The sequence below is a fragment of the Kitasatospora sp. NPDC001095 genome, from assembly GCF_053598615.1.
The window spans coordinates 57,771-78,289 of record NZ_JBSFKQ010000030.1 but is presented as its reverse complement, the minus strand read 5'-3'; the positions used below and the strand labels follow the sequence as shown (position 1 = coordinate 78,289).

20 protein-coding genes and 1 pseudogene are annotated in these 20,519 nt (G+C 71.9%); 6 read left to right on the top strand and 15 right to left on the bottom strand.

The genetic code is table 11. The features are described 5' to 3' along the window. Nucleotides 1–2: 2 nt before the first annotated feature. The 6 genes and pseudogenes from ACWDBB_RS23515 to ACWDBB_RS23490 form a co-directional block, all read right to left on the bottom strand. Entirely contained in the window at nt 3–1,343 is a 1,341-nt protein-coding gene (locus ACWDBB_RS23515; protein WP_392882290.1) for an NADH-quinone oxidoreductase subunit D, read from the bottom strand. After that, a pseudogene (locus ACWDBB_RS23510) lies at nt 1,343–2,119 on the bottom strand (NADH-quinone oxidoreductase subunit C); the annotation flags it as partial. The gene ACWDBB_RS23515 and the pseudogene ACWDBB_RS23510, both read right to left, overlap by 1 nt. Continuing rightward, nucleotides 2,053–2,607 (bottom strand): NuoB/complex I 20 kDa subunit family protein, encoded by a 555-nt coding sequence (locus ACWDBB_RS23505; protein WP_355265622.1) that lies wholly within the window; start codon nt 2,605–2,607, stop codon nt 2,053–2,055. The pseudogene ACWDBB_RS23510 and the gene ACWDBB_RS23505, both read right to left, overlap by 67 nt. A 128-nt stretch (nt 2,608–2,735) precedes the next feature. Further along, on the bottom strand, nt 2,736–3,095 hold the full coding sequence (locus ACWDBB_RS23500; RefSeq protein WP_030060100.1) for an NADH-quinone oxidoreductase subunit A: 360 nt from the start codon (nt 3,093–3,095) through the stop codon (nt 2,736–2,738). 595 nt (nt 3,096–3,690) lie between these two features. After that, a complete protein-coding gene (locus tag ACWDBB_RS23495) occupies nt 3,691–4,389 on the bottom strand; it encodes a response regulator (protein ID WP_449791480.1) in 699 nt (232 codons plus the stop codon). A 47-nt stretch (nt 4,390–4,436) separates the two neighbouring features. Then, a complete protein-coding gene (locus tag ACWDBB_RS23490) occupies nt 4,437–5,516 on the bottom strand; it encodes a sensor histidine kinase (RefSeq protein ID WP_449791479.1) in 1,080 nt (359 codons plus the stop codon). Nucleotides 5,517–5,718: 202 nt separating this feature from the next. Between ACWDBB_RS23490 and ACWDBB_RS23485 the strand changes: the two genes are divergently transcribed. Further along, on the top strand, nt 5,719–6,294 hold the full coding sequence (locus ACWDBB_RS23485) for a hypothetical protein (RefSeq protein WP_449791478.1): 576 nt from the start codon (nt 5,719–5,721) through the stop codon (nt 6,292–6,294). A 13-nt stretch (nt 6,295–6,307) separates the two neighbouring features. On the opposite strand, the gene ACWDBB_RS23480 is transcribed toward ACWDBB_RS23485, so the two are convergent. After that, a complete protein-coding gene (locus ACWDBB_RS23480; RefSeq protein ID WP_449791477.1) occupies nt 6,308–7,306 on the bottom strand; it encodes an EamA family transporter in 999 nt (332 codons plus the stop codon). A gap of 176 nt (nt 7,307–7,482) precedes the next feature. Continuing rightward, nucleotides 7,483–8,148, bottom strand: coding sequence for a CatB-related O-acetyltransferase (locus ACWDBB_RS23475; RefSeq protein ID WP_449791476.1), 666 nt, complete (start codon nt 8,146–8,148; stop codon nt 7,483–7,485). Between the two features lie 94 nt (nt 8,149–8,242). Between ACWDBB_RS23475 and ACWDBB_RS23470 the strand changes: the two genes are divergently transcribed. The 3 genes from ACWDBB_RS23470 to ACWDBB_RS23460 all read left to right on the top strand — a co-directional run bounded on the left by ACWDBB_RS23470 (nt 8,243) and on the right by ACWDBB_RS23460 (nt 10,167). Beyond that, complete coding sequence (locus ACWDBB_RS23470; RefSeq protein WP_449791475.1) at nt 8,243–8,893, top strand: TetR/AcrR family transcriptional regulator; 651 nt, start codon at nt 8,243–8,245, stop codon at nt 8,891–8,893. Between the two features lie 84 nt (nt 8,894–8,977). After that, a complete protein-coding gene (locus ACWDBB_RS23465; RefSeq protein WP_449791474.1) occupies nt 8,978–9,682 on the top strand; it encodes a peptidylprolyl isomerase in 705 nt (234 codons plus the stop codon). Between the two features lie 116 nt (nt 9,683–9,798). Beyond that, nucleotides 9,799–10,167 carry a MazG-like family protein gene (locus ACWDBB_RS23460; RefSeq protein WP_449791473.1) on the top strand — a complete coding sequence of 123 codons (369 nt, stop codon included), beginning with the start codon at nt 9,799–9,801 and terminating at the stop codon, nt 10,165–10,167. Between the two features lie 194 nt (nt 10,168–10,361). Here ACWDBB_RS23460 and ACWDBB_RS23455 read toward each other — a convergent pair whose 3' ends face one another. The 6 genes from ACWDBB_RS23455 to ACWDBB_RS23430 form a co-directional block, all read right to left on the bottom strand. Further along, complete coding sequence (locus ACWDBB_RS23455; protein WP_449791472.1) at nt 10,362–11,672, bottom strand: geranylgeranyl reductase family protein; 1,311 nt, start codon at nt 11,670–11,672, stop codon at nt 10,362–10,364. Nucleotides 11,673–11,879: 207 nt separating this feature from the next. Next, nucleotides 11,880–12,575, bottom strand: a complete 696-nt coding sequence (locus ACWDBB_RS23450; protein ID WP_449791471.1) for a demethylmenaquinone methyltransferase — start codon at nt 12,573–12,575, stop codon at nt 11,880–11,882. Nucleotides 12,576–12,700: 125 nt separating this feature from the next. Continuing rightward, complete coding sequence (locus ACWDBB_RS23445) at nt 12,701–13,288, bottom strand: hypothetical protein (protein WP_449791470.1); 588 nt, start codon at nt 13,286–13,288, stop codon at nt 12,701–12,703. Between the two features lie 250 nt (nt 13,289–13,538). Then, nucleotides 13,539–14,255, bottom strand: coding sequence for an amidohydrolase family protein (locus ACWDBB_RS23440; RefSeq protein WP_449791469.1), 717 nt, complete (start codon nt 14,253–14,255; stop codon nt 13,539–13,541). 30 nt (nt 14,256–14,285) lie between these two features. After that, nucleotides 14,286–15,506, bottom strand: coding sequence for a cyclic dehypoxanthinyl futalosine synthase (gene mqnC / locus ACWDBB_RS23435; protein WP_049651178.1), 1,221 nt, complete (start codon nt 15,504–15,506; stop codon nt 14,286–14,288). A 186-nt stretch (nt 15,507–15,692) separates the two neighbouring features. After that, complete coding sequence (locus tag ACWDBB_RS23430; protein ID WP_449791468.1) at nt 15,693–16,619, bottom strand: menaquinone biosynthetic enzyme MqnA/MqnD family protein; 927 nt, start codon at nt 16,617–16,619, stop codon at nt 15,693–15,695. A gap of 372 nt (nt 16,620–16,991) precedes the next feature. On the opposite strand from ACWDBB_RS23430, the gene ACWDBB_RS23425 reads away from it, so the two are divergent. Beyond that, nucleotides 16,992–17,195 carry a cold-shock protein gene (locus ACWDBB_RS23425; protein ID WP_316526772.1) on the top strand — a complete coding sequence of 68 codons (204 nt, stop codon included), beginning with the start codon at nt 16,992–16,994 and terminating at the stop codon, nt 17,193–17,195. 295 nt (nt 17,196–17,490) lie between these two features. Here ACWDBB_RS23425 and ACWDBB_RS23420 read toward each other — a convergent pair whose 3' ends face one another. Then, a complete protein-coding gene (locus ACWDBB_RS23420; RefSeq protein ID WP_449791467.1) occupies nt 17,491–18,837 on the bottom strand; it encodes a dicarboxylate/amino acid:cation symporter in 1,347 nt (448 codons plus the stop codon). A 469-nt stretch (nt 18,838–19,306) separates the two neighbouring features. Between ACWDBB_RS23420 and ACWDBB_RS23415 the strand changes: the two genes are divergently transcribed. Next, entirely contained in the window at nt 19,307–20,515 is a 1,209-nt protein-coding gene (locus ACWDBB_RS23415) for an MFS transporter (RefSeq protein WP_449791466.1), read from the top strand. The last annotated feature ends 4 nt before the right edge of the window (nt 20,516–20,519 follow it).

The window sequence follows — 20,519 nt, the reverse complement described above, 5'->3', positions numbered from 1 at the left end:
GGTCACCGGTCCACGCCTCCCATCACCGGGTCGATCCCGGCCACCGCGACGATGACGTCGGCCACCTGGCCGCCCTCGCACATCGCCGCCATCGTCTGCAGATTGGTGAACGACGGATCCCGGAAGTGGACCCGGTACGGGCGCGTCCCGCCGTCGCTGACCACGTGCACGCCCAGCTCGCCCTTGGGCGACTCGACCGCCGCGTACGCCTGGCCGACCGGGACCCGGAAGCCCTCGGTGACCAGCTTGAAGTGGTGGATCAGGGCCTCCATCGAGGTGCCCATGATCTTGCGGATGTGGTCGAGGGAGTTGCCCATCCCGTCCGGACCGACGGCCAGTTGGGCCGGCCAGGCGATCTTCTTGTCGGCCACCATCACCGGGCCCGGCCGCAGCCGGTCCAGGCACTGCTCGACGATCCGCAGCGACTGCTTCATCTCCTCCAGGCGGATCAGGAAGCGACCGTAGGAGTCGGCGCTGTCCGCGATCGCGACCTCGAAGTCGTAGTCCTCGTAACCGCAGTACGGGTCGGTCTTGCGCAGGTCGTGCGGCAGGCCGGTGGCGCGCAGGATCGGGCCGGTGGCGCCGAGGGCCAGGCAGCCCGGCAGGTCCAGGAAGCCGACGTCGACCAGGCGGGCCTTGAACACCGGGTTGCCGGTGGCGAGCTTGTCGTACTCGTGCATCCGGGAGCGGAAGACCTTGACCGCCTCGCGGATCTGGTCGACGGCGCCGGGCGGCAGGTCCTGGGCGAGGCCGCCGGGGCGCACGTACGCGTGGTTCATGCGCAGGCCGGTGACCAGCTCGAAGACGTCCAGGATCAGCTCGCGGTCCCGGAAGCCGTAGATCATCAGCGTGGTGGAGCCGATCTCCATGCCGCCGGTGGCCAGGCAGACCAGGTGCGAGGCGATCCGGTTGAGCTCCATCATCATCACCCGGATGACGCTGGCGCGGTCCGGGACGTCGCCGGTGATGCCGAGCAGCTTCTCGACCGCCAGGCAGTAGGCGGTCTCGTTGAACAGCGGGGTCAGGTAGTCCATGCGGGTCACGAAGGTGGTGCCCTGGACCCAGCTGCGGAACTCCATGTTCTTCTCGATGCCGGTGTGGAGGTAGCCGATGCCGCAGCGGGCCTCCTTCACCGTCTCGCCGTCGATCTCCAGGATCAGCCGCAGCACGCCGTGGGTGGACGGGTGCTGGGGACCCATGTTGACGATGATGCGCTCGTCGTCGGCCCGGCCGACCGCCTCGACCACCTCGCCCCAGTCGCCGCCGGTGACGGTGAAGACCCGACCCTCGGTGGTCTCGCGGGCGTCCGCTTCCTCGGTCTCTCCAAAGTGCTGGGTGTTCATCAGCTGTACGACCTCCGCTGGTCGGGAGCCGGGATCTGGGCGCCCTTGTACTCGACGGGGATGCCGCCGAGCGGGTAGTCCTTGCGCTGCGGGTGACCCAGCCAGTCGTCCGGCATCATGATCCGGGTGAGCGCCGGGTGGCCCTCGAAGACCAGGCCGAAGAAGTCGTAGGCCTCGCGCTCGTGCCAGTCGTTGGTCGGGTAGACGCTCACCACGGAGGGGATGCGCGGGTCGGCGTCCGGCGCGGTGACCTCCAGCCGGATCAGCCGGCCGTGGGTGATCGAGCGCAGGTGGTAGACCGCGTGCAGCTCGCGCCCCTTGTCGCCGGGGTAGTGAACGCCGCTCACTCCCAGGCACAGTTCGAAGCGCAGCGCCGGGTCGTCGCGCAGGATCCGGACCGTCCTCAACAGGTGGCCGCGGTCGACGTGGAAGGTGATCTCGCCGCGGTCGACCACGGTCTTCCCGATCACCTCGACCGGGTCCAGGCCCTGCTCCTCCAGGGCGCCCTCCAGCTCGTCGGCCACCTCGTCGAACCAGCCTCCGTACGGGCGTTCGCTCGGACCGGGCAGCACGATCGGGGCGGCCAGGCCGCCGAAGCCGGAGGTGTCGCCGCTGTCCTTGGCGCCGAACATGCCCTGGCGGCGGCCGACCACCTCGACCGGGATCTCGCGGACCGGCTGCTCGCGGCGGGTCTCGGGTACCTGGTCGTTCATCGCAGCTGCCCCCGCATCTCGCTGATCGGGGTGGCCTTCAGGGCGAGCGCCTCGCCGAGCTCCTCGGCCCGGCGCTTGTTCACGCCCAGCGGCTCGTGCTGGATCTTGTCGTGCAGCTTCAGGATCGCGTCCATCAGCATCTCCGGACGGGGCGGACAGCCGGGCAGGTAGATGTCCACCGGGACGATGTGGTCGACGCCCTGGACGATCGCGTAGTTGTTGAACATCCCACCGGACGAGGCGCAGACGCCCATCGAGATGACCCACTTGGGATTGGGCATCTGGTCGTACACCTGGCGCAGCACCGGGGCCATCTTCTGGCTCACCCGGCCCGCCACGATCATCAGGTCGGCCTGCCGGGGGGAGCCCCGGAAGACCTCCATGCCGAACCGGGCCAGGTCGTAGCGGCCCGCCCCGGTGGTCATCATCTCGATCGCGCAGCAGGCCAGACCGAAGGTGGCCGGGAAGAGTGACGCCTTGCGCACCCAGCCGGCGGCCGTCTCCACGGTCGTGAGCAGAAAGCCGCTCGGCAGCTTCTCCTCGATTCCCATCAGATCCCTCTCAATGCCCTCAAGTCCTCTGATACGTGGGCCGGTTCTGGCTTGTCCGCTCGTTCACAAGCGGCCGCGCAGCCGGCGGACGGGTGGAGTTGCCACCCCGCGCTCGGACCGCCCCGCGCTCAGTCCCACTCCAGGCCGCCGCGCCGCCACACGTAGGCGTACGCGACGAAGACGGTGGCGATGAACAGGAGCATCTCGACCAGCCCGAAGATCCCCAGGGCGTCGAAGGTCACCGCCCAGGGGTAGAGGAAGACGATCTCGATGTCGAAGACGATGAAGAGCATCGCCGTCAGGTAGTACTTGATCGGGAACCGACCGCCGCCCACGGGCTGCGGGGTCGGCTCGATGCCGCACTCGTACGCCTCCAACTTGGCCCGGTTGTAGCGCTTGGGGCCGGTGAGTGAGGCCATCACGACGGAGCCGACCGCGAACGCCGCCGCGATGGCACCGAGTACGAGGATCGGCGCGTAGGCATTCATAGCCCCCGCTCCCTCCGTCCGGTCGTCCTTGACTGCAGATCGGAACCGGCGGGTCACACTGAGGTGAACCCGCGTTCCAGTTCCCGAGATCCACCTCATGTGAGGCAGTTCACAAAGCCTGGAACGAGCGCATCCTATGCCCGTCGGCTTGTGATCTGCGACACGCAGTTCACCGTCTTCTTTGTGATCTACGACACCATGTGAATGGGGTCGAATGCGAACATGCCCAAATTTGTCGACGCAAAGCAGTCGAATGATCACAAGCCGTCGCATTTGCTCGTGAAGCGGCTGGTCAGGGGCGCGTTCCTATATCAACTATGCGCCGCTTGGAGCAAATTTCCGGGCGTCATGTTGACGTGTTATAGCGGCTCACTCGGAGGGGTGGCGGGGGGCCGAACGCTCGCTTGACCCTTCGTTCACAAGCGCTCCAGGCGGCCTTCGGCGCTGCACCGGTACTGGTCGCAGCGGACCAGGCTCCGGGTGCCCGTGCCCGTGCCCGCGCCCGCGCTCCGGGCCGGGGGCCGGGGGCCCGGGATCGCGCTCCGGGCCGGGGGCCGGGGGCCCGGGATCGCGCTCCGGGCCGGGGGCCGGTCGGTTACTGGTGGCCGGCCGCCTGCTCCCAGATCCAGGCAGCGATGCCCACCCGGTTACGGGCTCCGATCTTGCGCTGGACGTTGGCGAGGTGGTTCTTCACCGTTCCCGGTGAGATGAACAGCCCGGCACCGATCTCGGCGTTGGTCGCGCCGTCTGCCACCAGCTCGGCGATCTCCCTTTCTCTCGCGGTCAGTTCCTCCGTCGGCCCGGCTGTCGGTTGCGTCGCAGCGGCAGCCGACCTGACGCCCGGCCCGGGCTTCGGCTCCATGCCGGGGATGGCCATGTGGCGCAGGAGCCGTACGGTGATCTGCGGGCTGATCAACGCGTCCCCGGCCATCGCCGCCCGGACCGCCTCGATCAGCAGCACCGGCCCCGAGCGCTTCAGCAGGAACCCCGCCGCTCCGTGCCGCAGTGCCGTGTGCACGTACTCGTCCAGGTCGAAGGTGGTCACCACGATCACCTTGCACTGGTCGGCCAACTGGCGCGTGACCTCCAGCCCGTCGAGCTTCGGCATCCGGATGTCCGCGAGCACCACATCCGGCCGCAGCCGCCTTGCCTCCTGCACGGCTGCGGCACCGTCCGCCGCCTCCGCCACCACCACCATGTCCGGCTGGACGTCCAGGATCATCCGGAACGCACTGCGAACGTCCGCCTGGTCGTCCGCGATCAGGACCCGAACCGGCCCTTTGCCGCCACCCATCCCCGTACCTCCCCGTCACCGATCCGCCGGCGATCCGCCGACGGCCGCTACGATTCCGCCGGCCCCGCGCCGGCCTCCTCCAGCGGCAGCACCGCCCTCACCCGCCAGGCCTCCCGCTCGTGCGGGCCGGCCTCCAGCGAACCACCGAGGGCCTCCACCCGGGCCGCCAGCCCCGGCAGTCCGCTGCCGCCGCCCCGGCGAGACCGCCCCGGCGGGCCCGGTGCCCGACCGTCGTTGGTCACCGTCAGCTCCAGCCGGCCGCCGCAGCGACGGACCCTGATCTCGACCACGCGCGCGGCCGGAGCGTGCCGCCGGACATTCGTCAGGGACTCGACCACGATCCGGTGGACGGTGCCCTCCACCTCGCGTGGAACCGACTCCTCCGGCAGCTCCAACCGGACTTCGGCGCCGCCGGTCGCGCTGAACCGCTCGGCCACCCCGAGGAGTTCGGCGAGCCCGGGCTGCGGGCCGCGGCCGGCGCCCTCCTCGCTGCGCAGCAGTTGCACGGTCCGGTCCAGCGAGGCCAGCGCCCGCTGCCCGGCCTGCTCTATTCGCTGGAACATCTCGGCCGCCCGGGCCGGATCGATCCCCACCAGATAGGCCCCCGCCTGGGCCTGGGCGACCATGCCGCTGACGTCGTGCGCCACGAAGTCGTGCAGGTCATGGGCCAGTTCGAGTCGCTGTGCCCGCCGGGCCTCGGCCACCGCCTTCCTGCGCCCCTCGTCCAGGCCCCGGAGGTAGAGCCCGACCAGCACGGCCGGCAGGGAGAGCATCGACCCGAACCCGAAGAGCGTGAGCGTGTCCGCGGGCCCCTCGACGAACGCGAACCGGGACGGCCAGAGGGCGACCGCTCCGCAGGCCGTCCAGGCCGCCGCCGCACACCGCGGACCGTCCTCGGCGCGCAGGCTGACGACCACGGCCAGCAGCAGGACGGCCAGCTCGGCCAGGCCCGCCAGCCCGGCCCAGCGCTGCCCCTCCGCCCAGCGGCCGAGGAGCCAGACGGCGACCGTGACCACGACCGACACCGCCCCGAGCGCCAGCGTCACGGCCACCGGCCCGTACCGCCGCCGCGCCGACCAGGCCGGCGGCACCAGGACCAGGACGACCCCGGACAGGATCTGAGTCATCGTCACCACCTCTCCTCGACTCTTCGACTGCCGTCACACTACGACGCCCCCAGGCGGTGCGCCTGTGCCGATCGGCATATTTCAGAGGCCGGTTGAGCAGGAGGGACAGCCCGATCGGCATCTGCCGCGAACCCCCGCCGGGCCTCCAGTCTTGAGTCATCGCACCGGCCACGGAGGCCGGAGCCGAGAGGAGGCCACCACCGTGTCGAAGCTCGTGATCAATGCCCGCGCCACCACCCACCGGGCCGGCGCCACCGCCCCGGACGTCCCGCCCGCGCCGCGCTGGGCCCGGCTCGCCGCCAAGGCCGCCGTCCTCACCACCGTCCCCTCGGGGCTGTGGCGGATCGCCTTCGGGTTCGGCGCCCCGCTCGGCTTCACCGGCGCGACGGCCGCGGCCTACGCCGAACACCAACCGGGCTGGGGCACGGTCTACTGCGTGGCCCTGAGCGCCCTGGCCGAGTCGCTGGCCTTCCTGACGCTGGGCCTGGTCCGGCCCTGGGGGCTGGTGGCGCCCCGGTGGATCCCGCTGATAGGCGGCCGCCGGGTCCGGCCGCTCGCCGCGACCGTCCCGGCGCTGCTGGGCTCGGTGGTGCTCACGTTCCTCGGCATGGAGGGGCTGTTCGGCGGCTGGGCCCACAACCTGGCCGACCCCGACTCGCCGCAGGGCTTCGCCGCCGTCGTGATGACGCTCGCCTACCTGCCCCTGGTCGCCTGGGGCCCGCTGCTCGGCGCGGTCGCGCTCGACTACGCCCGCCGGACGCTGCGGCGGCGCCGGTGACGGAGGCGGCCGGTCACACCGGAGTCGGCTCTGGGCTCGGCCCCGTCGCATCGGTCTCGTTCGGGCCCCCGTCCCCGGCCGGGCCGGGCACGGGTTCGGGCGTGGGCACCGGTGCGGTGCGTCGGCCCCACTCGGTCGCGACCAGCACCAGGGCCCCGCCGAGCAGGGCGAGCGGGCCCATCCGGTTCCCGGCCACGGTGATGCCGAAGACGGCGGCCCACAGCGGCTCGGTGCCGAGCAGCAGGCTGACGCGGGAGGGCGAGGTGGCCCGCACGGCCCACATCTGGACGAAGAAGGCGAACAGGGTGCAGAACAAGGACAGATGCAGCAGCCAGGCCCACTGGCCGGCCCCGTACGAGCGCGCGACCGTCCAGGGCGCGGGCCCCGCCAGGAGCGCGACGACGGCGAACACCGCGGTGGCCACGGCGAGTTGGACCAAGGTGACGGCGAGCATGTCGGTGTCGCGGACGGCCCGGGTGCGGGCCATCGCGAGGACGTATGCGGTCCGGACGAGGGCGGCGCCCAGCACCAGCAGGTCACCGAGCGCGGGAGGGCGCAGCCCGCCGTCGCCGGTGAGCAGGGCGACGCCGAGGACGGCCAGTCCGGCGGCCGCGAGGAAGGTCTTCGGTGGCGCGGTCCGGCCGAGGGCGCTCTCGCCGAGCGGGGTCAGCACCATCGCGAGGCTGATGATCAGCCCGGCGTTGGTCGCGGAGGTGTGCACGGCTCCGTAGGTCTCCAGCAGGAAGATCCCGCTGAGCACCAGCCCCAGCGCGGCGCCGCCGAGCCACTCGGCGCGGCTCAGCCTCCGCAGGGCGCGCCAGGCGACGGCCCCGAGCAGCGGCAGCACCAGCCCGAACCGCAGCACGAGCATCGCCACGACCGTCCGCGGCTCGGCCACCCGCTGGACGGCGAGGAAGCTCGACCCCCACACCACGGCCACGAGCAGGACCGGAAGATCACGAAGGACCGACGAGGGCGACCTCTTGGACAGGTCGGGCAAGGAGGCTGACATGCGAAAGACCCCTCCGAACGGACGGAACCGGCAGGCGCGAGTACCGTACGGCGTCGGACGGACCCAGGAGCCGGGAGAAAGGCCCGGCGGTGGACGGGGTGGAGCACAGAGCAAGGGTGCGCCATCTTCGCGCACCGGGCCGCCGGTGATCAATGCCCTGCGGGGGCGCGAGTGGATCAGACGGCGAGCAGACCGTTCGCCGCGGCGATCGCCTCGATGTCGGCCGGGGTGCCGGACATGATCGCGCGAACGTGTTCGGTGACCAGCTCGGTCGGCCAGTCCCACCAGGCCGCACGGAGAAGGCGCGCGGTGTCGGCCTCGTCGAAGCGGCAGCGGATCGGGCGGGCCGGATTGCCGCCGACGACGGTGTACGGCTCGACGTCGGAGGTGACCATCGCTCCGGCCGCGATGATCGCGCCGTCGCCGATCCGGACGCCGGGCAGGACGGTGGCCCCGTGGCCGAACCAGACGTCGTTGCCGATCACGGTGTCGCCCCGGCTGGGCAGGCCCGCGACGATGTCGAGGGTCTGCTCCGTCCAGCTGCCGCCGAACATGGTGAACGGGAAGGTGGAGACTCCGATGGTCGGGTGAGCGGCGCCGGCCATCAGGAACCGGGTGCCGGTGGCGATCGCGCAGTACTTGCCGATCACCAGCCGCTCGGGGCCGTACGCGTAGAGGACGTTGCGCTCCTCGAAGCGGGTGGCTCCATCGGGGTCGTCGAAGTAGGTGTACTCGCCGACCTCGATCCGCGGGTCGGTGACGAGCGGGCGCAGCAGGACGACCCGGTCGTGACCGGCGAGCGGGTGGAGGGCGGCGGGGTCGGGAATGGCGGTGGCGGACACGCAGGCTCCTCTCGTAATGCGACTTGAGTCGCATTACGATGAGCATCGCACGACCGCCACCCCACAGCAAGCGTTAACGCGACTGGAGTCGACTTTGACTGAATCAGCCTGCCCTGAGCCGGAGCCCCGCACCCCCACCCCGCGCCCCGGCGGCCGCAGCGCCCGGGTCCGGGCGGAAGTGGTCGCCGCCACGCTCGCCGAGGTGACGACCAAGGGGTACGACGGCCTCACCGTCGAGGCGGTCGCCACCCGCTCCGGCGTCCACAAGGCGACCCTCTACCGGCGCTGGGGCGGGGTCGACGGCCTGGTTGCCGACGCCCTGACCGCCTCCGCCGATCAGCCCTGGCCCCTGCCCGACACCGGAGACCTCCAGGAGGACCTCCGGCGGATCACCCAGGAGGTGTTCAGCGTCTTCACCGACCCGGAACTCGGCCTCACGCCCACCGCGCTGATCTCCGCGGCCCAGCGCTCGGACGTCGGCGCGGCCGCCCTGCGCGCCTTCTTCGCGGCCCGCCACCGCCAGGCCGCCGAGGTGGCCGAACGGGCCGTCGCCCGGGGCGAACTGCCCGCCGGCACGGACGGCGCCGAGGTGGTCCGGGCCGCCACCGCACCGCTCTACTACCGGCTGTTCGTCTCCGGCGAGCCGCTCGAAGCCCGCACCGCCGAGCGGGCCGCCGACGCCGCGGCCCTGGCCGCCCGCGCCGGACTCTTCGCACCCACCCCGACTGCCCTGGAGTCCAACTGACGAACCCTCACGCTCCTGCTGCCCGGGGAACCACAGCCGCCCCACCCCCTACCGCATCCCCGCCCGGCCGTGGATGATGCACCCATGACAACCCCGCCGCCCACCACCCCCCGGAAGGCCCGTCACGTGAACCGCAAGCGCTGGGCGCTGGTCGCCGCCACCGTCCTCCCGCTCGTGGCGAGCACCGGCACCGCCATCGCGGACGCCCCCGTGGCCGCCACCCCCGCCTCGGGCTGCACCTACACACCGGCCGTCCCGGCGGACAACTTCAAGGGCATCCCGGTGTTCGACGCCAAGAAGGCGGCGAAGCCCTACCGCGCGACACTGCGGACCACCCAGGGCCAGATCACCTTCGAGGCCCTGACTGACAAGGCGCCCTGCACCACCTTCTCGTTCCGGTTCCTCGCCGAGCACGACTACTTCGACCGCAGCCACTGCCACCGCCTCACCACCCAGCGGATCTACGTCCTCCAGTGCGGCGACCCGACCGGCACCGGCAGCGGCGGTCCTGGCTACTCGTTCCCGGACGAGAACCTGACCGGCGCCACCTACCCGGCCGGCACCGTGGCCATGGCCAACGCCGGCCCGAACACCAACGGCAGCCAGTTCTTCTTCGTCTGGAAGGACACCAAGCTCTCCCCCGCCTACACCCCGTTCGGCCGGATCACCGCCGGCCTGGACGTCCTCCAGAAGATTGCCGCCGGAGGCGAGGACGACCAGAACAACCCGGGCGACGGCTTCCCCAACCTCCCCGTGAACATCCGCAACGTGAAGATCAGCACCCACTGATCAGCGCCCGCCACCCGTCCCCCGCCCGCCCCTGTCCGCCCGCCCCTGTCCGCGCGCCCCCGCTCCCGTACGGTGGCAGCACCAACGACACCGCATGGGAGCAGGAGCAGCGCCGCATGGACAGCCGGATCTGGGAGAGCGTCGACCACCTGGTCGCATGGCTGGACGAGCAGGGCACGCAGTCGCCCAAGGAGGAACGGCTGCTGCGGATCCTCAAGCTCTCCGAGGAGGTCGGCGAGGTCGGCGCGGCAGTGATCGGCGCCACCGGTCAGAACCCGCGCAAGGGCGTCACTCACACCTGGGAGGACGTCCAGCACGAACTCTGCGACGTCGTCTTCTCAGCCCTCGTCGCCCTCAGGACCCTCACCCCCGACGCGTCCCGGGTCTTCGCCGAACGCCTCGCCTACGTCGAACAGCGCTCCGCCGCCTCCCGCCGAACGCCGGACGCCGCCCCAGCCCCGACAGAAACGCCCGAAGAGGCGTAGCCGACCGCTCCGTCCGGGGCTGGGCACCTCCGCGGCAGGAGTCAGCCATCCGCTCGGAGCGCGGTGAGGAGGCTGCCGCGGTGGGCTACGGCGCCGCGGTCCACGGGATGCCGGTCCCGAGCCGAACGCCCGGGGCGAACGCCCGGGGCGAACGTCCGAGCCGAACGCCCGGGGCGAACGCCCCGGGCCCCGGGTCAGGCGTTCGGCGCGACCCTGGCGAGGCCGTTGATCACGCGGTCCATCGCGTCGCCGCCCTGCGGGTCGGTGAGGTTGGCGAGCAGCTTGAGGGTGAAGCGCATCAGCATCGGGTGGGTGAGGCCGCGCTGGGTGGCGATCTGCATCACCTTGGGGTTGCCAATGAGCTTCACGAAGGCCCGGCCCAGCGTGTAGTAGCCGCCGTACACGTCCTTGAGGATGCGCGGGTAGGCCTGGAGGGCGCGCTCGCGGCCGCCGTCGGTGACCCGGGCGAGGGCCTGCACGATGACCCCGGCGGCGATCTGGCCGGATTCCATCGCGTAGGCGATGCCCTCGCCGTTGAACGGGTTGACCATGCCGCCCGCGTCGCCGACGAGCAGCAGGCCGCGGGTGTAGTGCGGCTGCCGGTTGAAAGCCATCGGCAGCGCGGCGCCGCGGATCGGCTCGGTCATGTTCTCGGGGGTGTAGCCCCACTCCTCCGGCATGCCGGCGCACCAGGCCTTGAGCACCTCGCGCCAGTCCAGCTCGCCGAACGCCGGCGATGAGTTGAGGATGCCGAGGCCGACGTTGGAGGTGCCGTCGCCCATGCCGAAGACCCAGCCGTACCCGGGCAGCAGCTTGCGGTCACCGTCGCGGGTGTCCCACAGCTCCAGCCAGGACTCCAGGTAGTCGTCGTCGTGGCGCGGCGAGGTGAAGTAGGTGCGGTAGGCGACGCCCATCGGGCGGTCCTCGCGCCGGTGCAGGCCCATGGCGAGCGAGAGCCGGGTGGAGTTGCCGTCGGCGGCGACCACCAGCGGGGCCCGGAAGGTGACCGGCCGCTTCTCGTCGCCGAGCTTGGCGGTGACGCCGACGATCCGGCCGGTGCGCTCGTCCAGGACCGGGCCGCTGACGTTGCAGCGCTCGTAGAGCCGCGCACCGGCCTTCTCGGCCTGACGGGCCAGCAACTCGTCGAAGTCGGCGCGCTTGCGGACCAGGCCGTAGTCGGGGAAGGAGGACAGCTCGGGCCAGTCCAGCTCCAACCGGACGCCGCCGCCGATGATGCGCAGGCCCTTGTTGTGCAGCCAGCCGTTCTCGGTGGAGACGTCGATGCCCATGTCCACCAGCTGCTTGGTGGCACGCGGGGTCAGGCCGTCGCCGCACACCTTCTCGCGCGGGAAGGCGGTCTTCTCCAGCAGCAGCACGTCCAGCCCGGCCTGGGCCAGGTAGTAGGCGGTGGTGGAGCCGGCCGGGCCCGCGCCGACCACGATGACGTCGGCCGTGCTCTCCACGGGGCTGTCCGGCTTCGTCAGATCGGCTGCGGTCTCGGACACGTGGACACACTCCTGGAACTGCGGCTGGGGGACGGCGGCTTTGTCTCCGGCAGTCTAGTTCCGCTCACACCACCGGCTGCGCCCCCGCCCCGACCACCGGCCGCGAACCGCCCCCGGCCACCGGCCGCGAACCGGCCCCGCCCCTCCGAGCAAGGCGGCCGCCGCGTCCATCACGTCCATCACGTCCGCCGCGAATCCACCGCCCGGCTACGCGATCTTGTACGCCCGGTGCAGCGCGACGATCCCGCCGGTCAGGTTCCGCCAGGCGACCTTCGACCAGCCGTTGTCCTGGAGCCTGGCGGCCAGGCCCGGCTGGTCCGGCCAGGCCCGGATGGACTCGGCGAGGTAGACGTACGCGTCCGGGTTGCTGCTGACGGCGGTGGCCACCGGCGGCAGCGCGCGCATCAGGTACTCGGTGTAGACCGTCCGGAACGGCGTCCAGGTCGGGGTGGAGAACTCGCAGATCACCAGCTTGCCGCCGGGCTTGGTGACCCGCAGCATCTCGCGCAGCCCCGCGTCGGTGTCCTGGACGTTGCGCAGCGCGAAGGAGATCGTCACCGAGTCGAAGGTGTCGTCCGCGAACGGCAGCCGGGTGGCGTCGCCGGCGGTGAGCGCCAGCTCGGGGTGGCGGCGCTTGCCTTCGGCGAGCATGCCGACCGAGAAGTCGCACGGGACGACCTTCGCACCGGCCTCGACGAAGGGCAGCGAGGAGGTGCCGGTGCCGGCCCCGAGGTCGAGCACGATGTCGCCCGGTCCGGCGTCCACCGCCTCGGCCACCGCCCGGCGCCAGGCGCGGGCCTGGCCCAGGGAGAGCACGTCGTTGGTGCGGTCGTACTTGGCCGCGACGTCGTCGAACATGGCGGCGACTTCGTGCGGCTGCTTGTCCAGAGAGGCTCGGGTCACGCCCCCCATTGTTCACCCTCGCACGGACACCCCGACCAAGGGGGCACGCCGACCCTCGGGGCGCACCTGGAGCCCCACCCGCCGGACCACACCCACGCGCCCGTCAGCACCGAGCCCGCCGCCCGTCAGTGCTGAGCGCGCCGCCCGCCCGCGCGGCGCCGCCGGCGGGACCGCTTGCCGTGCGTTATCGCGGGCATCCCGTCCGCCAGCGCCCCGGTCGCCAGGGCGAGGTTGGCGGCCAGCTTCCCCTTCCCGCTGCGGACCGCGAGGGCCTTGTGGTGCCGCCGGATGCGCAGCACGCAGATCAGGAAGAGCACGACGCCCACCGGCACGCTGAACCGGGCCAGGCCCACGCCCACCGGCTGCGGGTAGGTGTCGCCGCAGATCCGGACCGCGCCCGGGTCGTCGGCGGCGTGTTCCAGGCAGACCTTGTCGCCGAGCCTGGCGCCGTCCGAGAGCGGAAGCGCGGCCGCGGTGTGCGGTTCGCCGCCGGCCCGGTAGCTGACGGCGCTGTAGGTGCCGCCGCCGGTCGGGAGCTGGGTGACGACCCCCTCGACTCTCACCGGGTGCGCCTCGATCCGGTCGGCCTGGTCGGCCTGACGCCAACCCAGCAGGCACATGCCGACGGCCAGCACGGCGCTGAGCACGGCGGCGAGGTACCAACCACGGCCCAACCGCGGGATGCGCGGCGGGGGAACGGTCGCGGTTCGCATGGTTCCTGTCCTGGCTTGCCTTCGGGGCCGGGGACACGGCCCCGCCGCCCGCGGGCGCGGGCGGTGGTGTGGTGAGGGTACGGAGTGAGCTGTCCGGGATCGTATCCGCTGGCGGCCCCTCAGGTCACGATGAAAGGGCAATCACTCTCCGGAACCGGCACCGGAGTTCGAGTGCACACGAAGGAAGTCCCGTACGCCACAAGGGGTTCAGGCTACTGGCGGGTACGTCGCGCCCGCCGTGACGGTCGTCTCACCGTCGGCGGTACACCAACCGCCCGCCCAGAACCGTGGCCAGGCACCCGCCCGCCGCCGGTTCGACGTCCGCGGCACCCGCGACGCCGACGGCACCACCGGCACCCCCGGCACTCCCGGCACCCGCGACCGCGAACACCGCGAAGTCCGCCCGCCCCCCGGCCGCCACCCGCCCGTACACGGCCTGCGCCAACGGCAGCACCGCCAGCGGATCCAGCGGCCCCACGCCCCCACCCGAGGAACCGGAAGAGCCGGAGCCGGAGGAACCGGAAGAGCCGGAGCCAGGCAGCCCCACCACCCCCGACCGCGCCACCGCCGTCCGCACCGAGGCCCGCTCGAAGGGCCCGGCCACCGCCGTCACCCCGTACCCGAGCATCCGCTGCAGCCCCCGCCGCGCGCTGGCCCCGCAGCGCGTCTCGTCCGCGGACCCGGCCAGCCCGTCCGCGACCGGTTCGAGGCCGATCTCCTCCCGTGGATCCGGGTGGTACGCCCGTTCCAGCAGCCAGTGTCCGTACGGATTGCGCAGCCCGGGGGCGAGCACGGCCGCTCCCCAGTCCCGCACCCGCGCGCCCGGGTGCGCGGCCGCCAGTTCCTCGTACGGCCCGACCGCCTCCACCAGCTCGCCACGCACCACCACCGCCCCGTCGGCGATGGACGGGGCGGTGGGATCGGCCGGGTCGGGCAGCAGGAACGCCGCCCGGTGCAGGGTCAGCATGACGGGGTCAGCGCACCGTGGGGAGAGGGGTCAGTTGTCCAGGATCTTCAGCTCGGGGTGCGCGGTGCCGCCCTCGATCGCCGTGGAGGCGATGTGCGAGGCGACCCGCGGGTCGACCGGGTCGTTGGCCGGGTCGTCCAGCACGCGCAGGTGCTCGTAGGTGGTCGAGCGCTGCGCCGGGACGCGGTCGGCGGCCCGGATGAGGTGGATCAGCTCGGTGAGGTTGGAGCGGTGCTTGGCACCCGCCGCCGAGACGACGTTCTCCTCCAGCATCACGGACCCGAGGTCGTCCGCACCGTAGTGCAGCGACAGCTGGCCGGCCTCCTTGCCGGTGGTGAGCCAGGAGCCCTGGATGTGGGCGACGTTGTCGAGGAACAGGCGGGCGATCGCGATCATCCGCAGGTACTCGAAGACGGTGGCCTGGGTCGAGCCCTTCAGGTGGTTGTTCTGCGGCTGGTAGGTGTACGGGATGAACGCCCGGAAGCCGCCGGTGCGGTCCTGCACGTCGCGGATCATCCGCAGGTGCTCGATCCGCTCGGCGTTGGTCTCGCCGGTGCCCATCAGCATGGTGGAGGTGGACTCCACGCCGAGGCCGTGGGCGATCTCCATGATCTCCAGCCAGCGCTCGCCGGACTCCTTCAGCGGGGCGATCGCCTTGCGCGGCCGCTCCGGAAGCAGTTCGGCGCCGGCGCCGGCGAAGGAGTCCAGGCCCGCCTTGTGGATCCGGGTGATGGCCTCCTCGACGGAGACGCCCGAGATCCGCGCCATGTGCTCGACCTCGGAGGCACCCAGCGAGTGGATCACCAGCTGCGGGAAGTCGGCCTTGATCGCCGAGAACGCGCGCTCGTAGTACTCCACGCCGTAGTCCGGGTGGTGGCCGCCCTGGAACATGATCTGGGTGCCGCCCAGCTCGACCGTCTCGGCGCAGCGGCGCAGGATCTCGTCGAGCTCGCGGGACCAGCCCTTGTCGCTCTTCGGCGGCACGTAGAAGGCGCAGAACTTGCACGCCGTCACGCAGACGTTGGTGTAGTTGATGTTGCGCTCGATGATGTACGTCGCGATGTGCTCGGTACCCGCGTAGCGTCGGCGGCGCACCGCGTCGGCGGCGGAGCCGAGCGCGTGCAGCGGCGCCGAGCGGTAGAGCTCCAGCGCCTCCTCCGGGGTGATCCGGCCGCCGGCGGCGGCCCGGTCGAGCACGGCCTTCAGGTCGGTGCTGGACGCATCGAGGGTGGTCGCTGCGAGCTCGGTCACCTGGCGGCCTTCTCTCTCTCAAGTGCTACTGGGGTACGGCCGAACCAGCCTACGCCAGCACATTCGGCCGCCCACCTCCGCTGTCACCCCCGGCGACGACGCCCGTCCCCCAGCGACGACGCCGGTCACCCGGCGGCAGGGCCCGTCGCCCCGCGGCAACGCCCGTCGCCCAACCGGCGGGACCGGTCACCCCACCGGCAGGGCCGCCGGCTCCAGCAGCCGTACCGCGACGTCCGGGGCGAACCCGCTGTCGTGCGCGACCCGCCGGGCGAACTCGGAGACGCCGGCCAGCTGCCGCTCGCCGAGCGAGAAGTCGAGCGCCTCGCTGAAGTACCGTTCCAGCACGTCCGCCCCGAAGGACTCCCAGCGGGCGGCCTGCTCCGCCACCTTGGCGGCCTCGACCAGCGACAGGTCGCGGGACTCCAGGAAGGCCCGGTGCACCGCGGCGGTCAGTTCCGGGGCGCGCTCGGCGAACTCGCGCCGCACCGCCCAGACCGCGAAGACGAACGGCAGGCCGGTCCACTCCTTCCACATCTCGCCGAGGTCGTGGACGGTGAGCCCGAGGTCGGCGGCCTGTCCGAGGTAGGCGCGCAGGGCCGGGTCGCCGATCAGGACGGCGGCGTCGGCCTCGGCGAGCATCGCGCTGAGGTCCGGCGGGCAGCTGAAGTAGTCCGGGCGCACGCCCTCGCGCTCCTCCAGGAGCAGCCGGGCGAGCCGCACGGAGGTGCGGCTCGTGGAGCCGAGGGCGACCCTGCGGCCGTCGAGGTCGGCGAGCGGCACCTTGCTCACGATCAGGCAGGACATCACCGGGCCGTCGCTGCCGACCGCGATGTCCGGCAGGACCAGCAGGTCGTCCGCGTTGCGCAGGTACTCCACGCAGGTGATGGGGCCGATGTCGAGGGCGCCGCCGACGAGCTGGTCGCTCAGCTTCTCGGGGGTGTCCTTGGTGAGGTCCAGGTCGAGCAGGTTGCCGGTCCTGGCGAGCCCCCAGTAGAGGGGTACGCAGTTCAGGAACTGGATGTGGCCGACCCTGGGCCTGACCGGGGTGTCAGGGGTGTTCTGCCGGGGCTCCCGCGTCCGCGCGTCCGGGGTTCGTGCTTCCGGTGCTGCCACTGCGCCGCTCCCTTGCTGTTCGTGCCTCCCCGCAGCGTATGCCTGCTGTTCACGGCGGCCCGCACCGGCCACCCGACACGCCCTCACGCGGCTCCGGCACGCCTTTCCGCGACCGCTCCCGCCCTTACGACACGCGCCTTCCACGCCGCAAGTGACCTCTGGTCGTCACAGCGGCCGCATGCTAGCGTTGCCCTCAGTTGCAGTTTGATTCCCCTTGCAGTACTTGAAGCCTGCGGAGCATGTAACCGCAGGCTTTTTGTAGTTTTTCAGCAATATCGAAAAATTTCGGACACGTCCGGAGGCAGGGCGATCAGCGCAGCGGACCGGGTGTCACACGGTGTGGCCCCCGACACGCATCGCAAGGAGAACGGCATGGCTCAGGGAACCGTCAAGTGGTTCAACGCTGAGAAGGGCTTCGGCTTCATCGCCCAGGAGGGCGGCGGCCCCGACGTCTTCGTTCACTACTCCGCCATCAACGCGAACGGCTTCCGCTCGCTGGAGGAGAACCAGCAGGTCACCTTCGACGTCACCCAGGGCCCGAAGGGCCCGCAGGCGGAGAACGTCAGCGCTGTCTGACCATCCTCTGATGATCTGATCGCTCGGGACCCGTACGGGTCCGCCGGCGGCGCCCGACAGCCGCCACCATGAGCACAAGAGCAGTACCCAAGGGGGCCCGCCCATCCGGCGGGCCCCCTGCCTTTTCGAAAGCCGCGAACCGGACGGAAGTTCGGGTGCGGAACGAAGGGATGCGGAAAGCCCTCTCCCGTCACCGGGAGAGGGCTCTTTCCGTCGCGGATCGAACGCCCCCTCTGACGTCCGATCGGACATCCGACCTCCGGCCGAGCGGCCGGGCCGGAAGGCCGGACGAGCCTCAGGCCGCGGCCGCGGCCGGCTCGCCCTGACCGGCGGCGACGGCCGGCTTCGCGTCCTCCTCGTACAGGTCCCCGGAGGGGTTGTTGTACGCGGCGACGTCCAGGATCCGCTCCCGGGCGGCGACCACGATCGGCACGACGACCTGGCCGGCGACGTTGGTCGCGGTGCGCATCATGTCCAGGATCGGGTCGATGGCGAGCAGCAGGCCGACGCCCTCCAGCGGCAGGCCCAGGGTGGACAGGGTCAGCGTCAGCATGATGATCGCGCCGGTGAGGCCCGCGGTGGCGGCCGAGCCGACCACCGAGACGAAGGCGATCAGGATGTAGTCCTTGATGCCCAGCTCGACGTTGAAGACCTGGGCGACGAAGATCGCGGCGACGGCCGGGTAGATCGAGGCGCAGCCGTCCATCTTGGTGGTGGCGCCGAACGGCACCGAGAAGGACGCGTACTCGCTCGGGACGCCGAGGCGCTCGGTGACGCGGCGGGTGACCGGCAGGGTGCCGACCGAGGAGCGGGAGACGAAGGCCAGCTGGATCGCGGGCCAGGCGCCCTTGAAGAAGTGCACCGGGTTGAGCCCGGCGGCGAAGCGCAGCACCAGCGAGTAGACGACGAACAGCACCAGGGCGCAGCCGAGGTAGATGTCCAGGGTCAGCGTGGCGAAGGGCTTCAGCAGGTCCCAGCCGTACTTCGCGACGGACTTGCCGACCAGGCCGAGGGTGCCGAGCGGGGAGAGCCGGATGACCCACCACAGCGCGGTCTGGGTCAGCTCCAGCACGGACTCGCTGAGCTTGAGGACCGGCTCGGCCTTGGCGCCGAGCTTGATGATCGCCGCGCCGACCACGACCGCCAGGAAGACGATCTGGAGGACGTTCACCTTGGCGAAGGAGTCGACGATGTTGGTCGGGAAGATCCCGGTCAGGAAGTCGACCCAGGTGCCCTTGGAGTCGAGCGCCTTGAGGCCCTCGGTCTTCAGGTTGGTGCCCTCGCCCGGGTTGGTCAGCAGGCCCAGGCCGATGCCGATGCCGACCGCGATCAGCGAGGTGATCATGAACCAGAGCAGCGTGCGGGTGGCCAGGCGGGCCGCGTTGGTCACGTTGCGCAGGTTGGCGACGCTCACCACGATCGCGGTGAACACCAGCGGCGGGACGGCCAGCTTGAGCAGCTGGACGAAGGTCTTGCCGATGGTCTCCAGAGTGGTGGCCAGCCAGGAGATGTCGGCGGCGCGGGCCAGGTAGCCGAGGCCGACGCCGAGCACGAGGCCGGCGACGATCTGCACCCAGAAGGGCGTCTTGCGGATGCGGGCGAGCACGGACGGCGACGTGGTCGCCTCGGGCGCTGTGGACATGGGGGAGCGTCTCCGGGGAGGGCGTTGCTGACGGTGAGGTGGGGGCGGAGCAGGCGGCACGGCGCGGGGCCGGACGGAAGAGGTCGGGCCCCCGGTCAGGGGCGTGCCGCCGCGGTACAGCACAGGGCAGTACAGCGCGGGGCGCGACAACGGCGCGGGCTGTCCACAGCACCGGCCAGAGCACACGGGCGGGCGGCGCCGGGCAGCTGGCCCGGGCCGTGCATCCGCAGTGCGTCTGAGGCTGTCATGGCCGATACGTTAGCAGCAAAGGTTTGAGATGTTCAAAGTACTTGTTTGAGGTCACGCAGAGTTCCTGCCCCCTCCGGGCCCACCGCGAACTCGAACTCCGGACACGAACGAAGCTGACGCCCCATCAGACCAGCTTGACAGTCCGATTGACCGCCGAGCGGTTATACGTATAACTTTGTCGGCGTCCCCGCCCCTGCCTGCCCACCCGGAGAGGACGCCGATGGGCTACCTCGCCCTGCTCCGTGCCCCGCACGTCACCCGCCTGCTGCTCGGCACCCTGCTCGGCCGTCTGCCCGCCGGCATGACCGCCCTCGTCATCGCCCTCGCCCTGCGCGACGCCGGGGTGCCGTACGGCCGGGTCGGACTGGCCACCTCCGCCTACGCGTTCGCCGTCGCCATCGGCGGGCCGGTGCTCGGCCGGATCGTGGACCGCACCGGGCAGCCGAGGGTCCTGCTCGCCTCCGCCGTGGTGGCCGGCGGCGGGTACGCGCTGCTCGCCCTCGCCCCCGGCTCCGCGATCGGCGCACCGGTCGGGGCCGCGATCGCCGGCCTCGCCATGCCCCCACTGGAGCCCTGCCTGCGCTCGCTCTGGCCGGACGTGGTCGAGGAGGAGCAGCTCGACACCGCGTACGCCTTCGACTCCGCCTCCCAGCAGACGCTCTACGTGGCCGGGCCGCTGGCCGTCGCCGCCGTCTCCGGACTGTTCAGCCCGGTCGCCGCGCTCTGGGTGGCCGCCGGGCTCGGGCTGGCCGGCGCGCTGATCGTGGCCACCACCGGGCCCGCCCGCGCCTGGCGCGCCCCGGCCCGGGAGCAGTCCGCCGGACTGCTCGGACCGCTGCGCTCCCCCGGCCTGGTGCTGCTGCTGATCGGCCTGGCCGGGGCCGGCTGGGCGGTCGGCGGCCAGAACGTGCTGTTCATCGCCTACGCCGAGCGGCACGCCGGCGAACTGCCGGGCGGCGGGAGCACCCTGCTGGCGCTGGCCGCGCTCGCCGGCCTGCTCGGCGCGCTCGCCTACGGCGCGGTCGACTGGCGGCAGAGCACGGCCAGCCGCACCTGGGCGATGGCCCTCGCGATGGCCGCCTGCTACCTGCCGCTGGTCACCCTGCCCGGGCCGTACCCGATGGCCGCGCTGGCCTTCCTCTCCGGGATCATGCTGGCCCCCCTGCTCGCGGCGGCGTTCGTGCTGGTCGCCGAACTGGCGCCGACCGGCACCGTGACCGAGGCCTTCGCCTGGCTGATCACGCTGTTCGCCACCGGCAACTCGCTCGGCTACGCCGTCTCCGGCAAGCTCGCCGAGGACTCGCTGCGCCCGGTGGCGCTGTGCGCGGTGGGCGGGATCGCGCTCGGCGGACTGCTGCTGTTCGGCGCCCGGCGCTGGTTCCACCCGGCGCCGGTGGCCACCGCCGCGCAGCCCGTCCCGGTGGGCTGACCCA

What these genes read in the sequence shown, in the direction of transcription:
- ACWDBB_RS23515 (WP_392882290.1), bottom strand. Translation starts at nt 1,343, where the DNA reads ATGAACACCCAGCACTTTGGAGAGACCGAGGAAGCGGACGCCCGCGAG.
- ACWDBB_RS23505 (WP_355265622.1), bottom strand. Translation starts at nt 2,607, where the DNA reads ATGGGAATCGAGGAGAAGCTGCCGAGCGGCTTTCTGCTCACGACCGTG.
- ACWDBB_RS23500 (WP_030060100.1), bottom strand. Translation starts at nt 3,095, where the DNA reads ATGAATGCCTACGCGCCGATCCTCGTACTCGGTGCCATCGCGGCGGCG.
- ACWDBB_RS23495 (WP_449791480.1), bottom strand. Translation starts at nt 4,389, where the DNA reads ATGGGTGGCGGCAAAGGGCCGGTTCGGGTCCTGATCGCGGACGACCAG.
- ACWDBB_RS23490 (WP_449791479.1), bottom strand. Translation starts at nt 5,516, where the DNA reads ATGACTCAGATCCTGTCCGGGGTCGTCCTGGTCCTGGTGCCGCCGGCC.
- ACWDBB_RS23480 (WP_449791477.1), bottom strand. Translation starts at nt 7,306, where the DNA reads ATGTCAGCCTCCTTGCCCGACCTGTCCAAGAGGTCGCCCTCGTCGGTC.
- ACWDBB_RS23465 (WP_449791474.1), top strand. Translation starts at nt 8,978, where the DNA reads ATGACAACCCCGCCGCCCACCACCCCCCGGAAGGCCCGTCACGTGAAC.
- ACWDBB_RS23460 (WP_449791473.1), top strand. Translation starts at nt 9,799, where the DNA reads ATGGACAGCCGGATCTGGGAGAGCGTCGACCACCTGGTCGCATGGCTG.
- ACWDBB_RS23445 (WP_449791470.1), bottom strand. Translation starts at nt 13,288, where the DNA reads ATGCGAACCGCGACCGTTCCCCCGCCGCGCATCCCGCGGTTGGGCCGT.
- ACWDBB_RS23440 (WP_449791469.1), bottom strand. Translation starts at nt 14,255, where the DNA reads ATGCTGACCCTGCACCGGGCGGCGTTCCTGCTGCCCGACCCGGCCGAT.
- ACWDBB_RS23425 (WP_316526772.1), top strand. Translation starts at nt 16,992, where the DNA reads ATGGCTCAGGGAACCGTCAAGTGGTTCAACGCTGAGAAGGGCTTCGGC.
- ACWDBB_RS23420 (WP_449791467.1), bottom strand. Translation starts at nt 18,837, where the DNA reads ATGTCCACAGCGCCCGAGGCGACCACGTCGCCGTCCGTGCTCGCCCGC.
- ACWDBB_RS23415 (WP_449791466.1), top strand. Translation starts at nt 19,307, where the DNA reads ATGGGCTACCTCGCCCTGCTCCGTGCCCCGCACGTCACCCGCCTGCTG.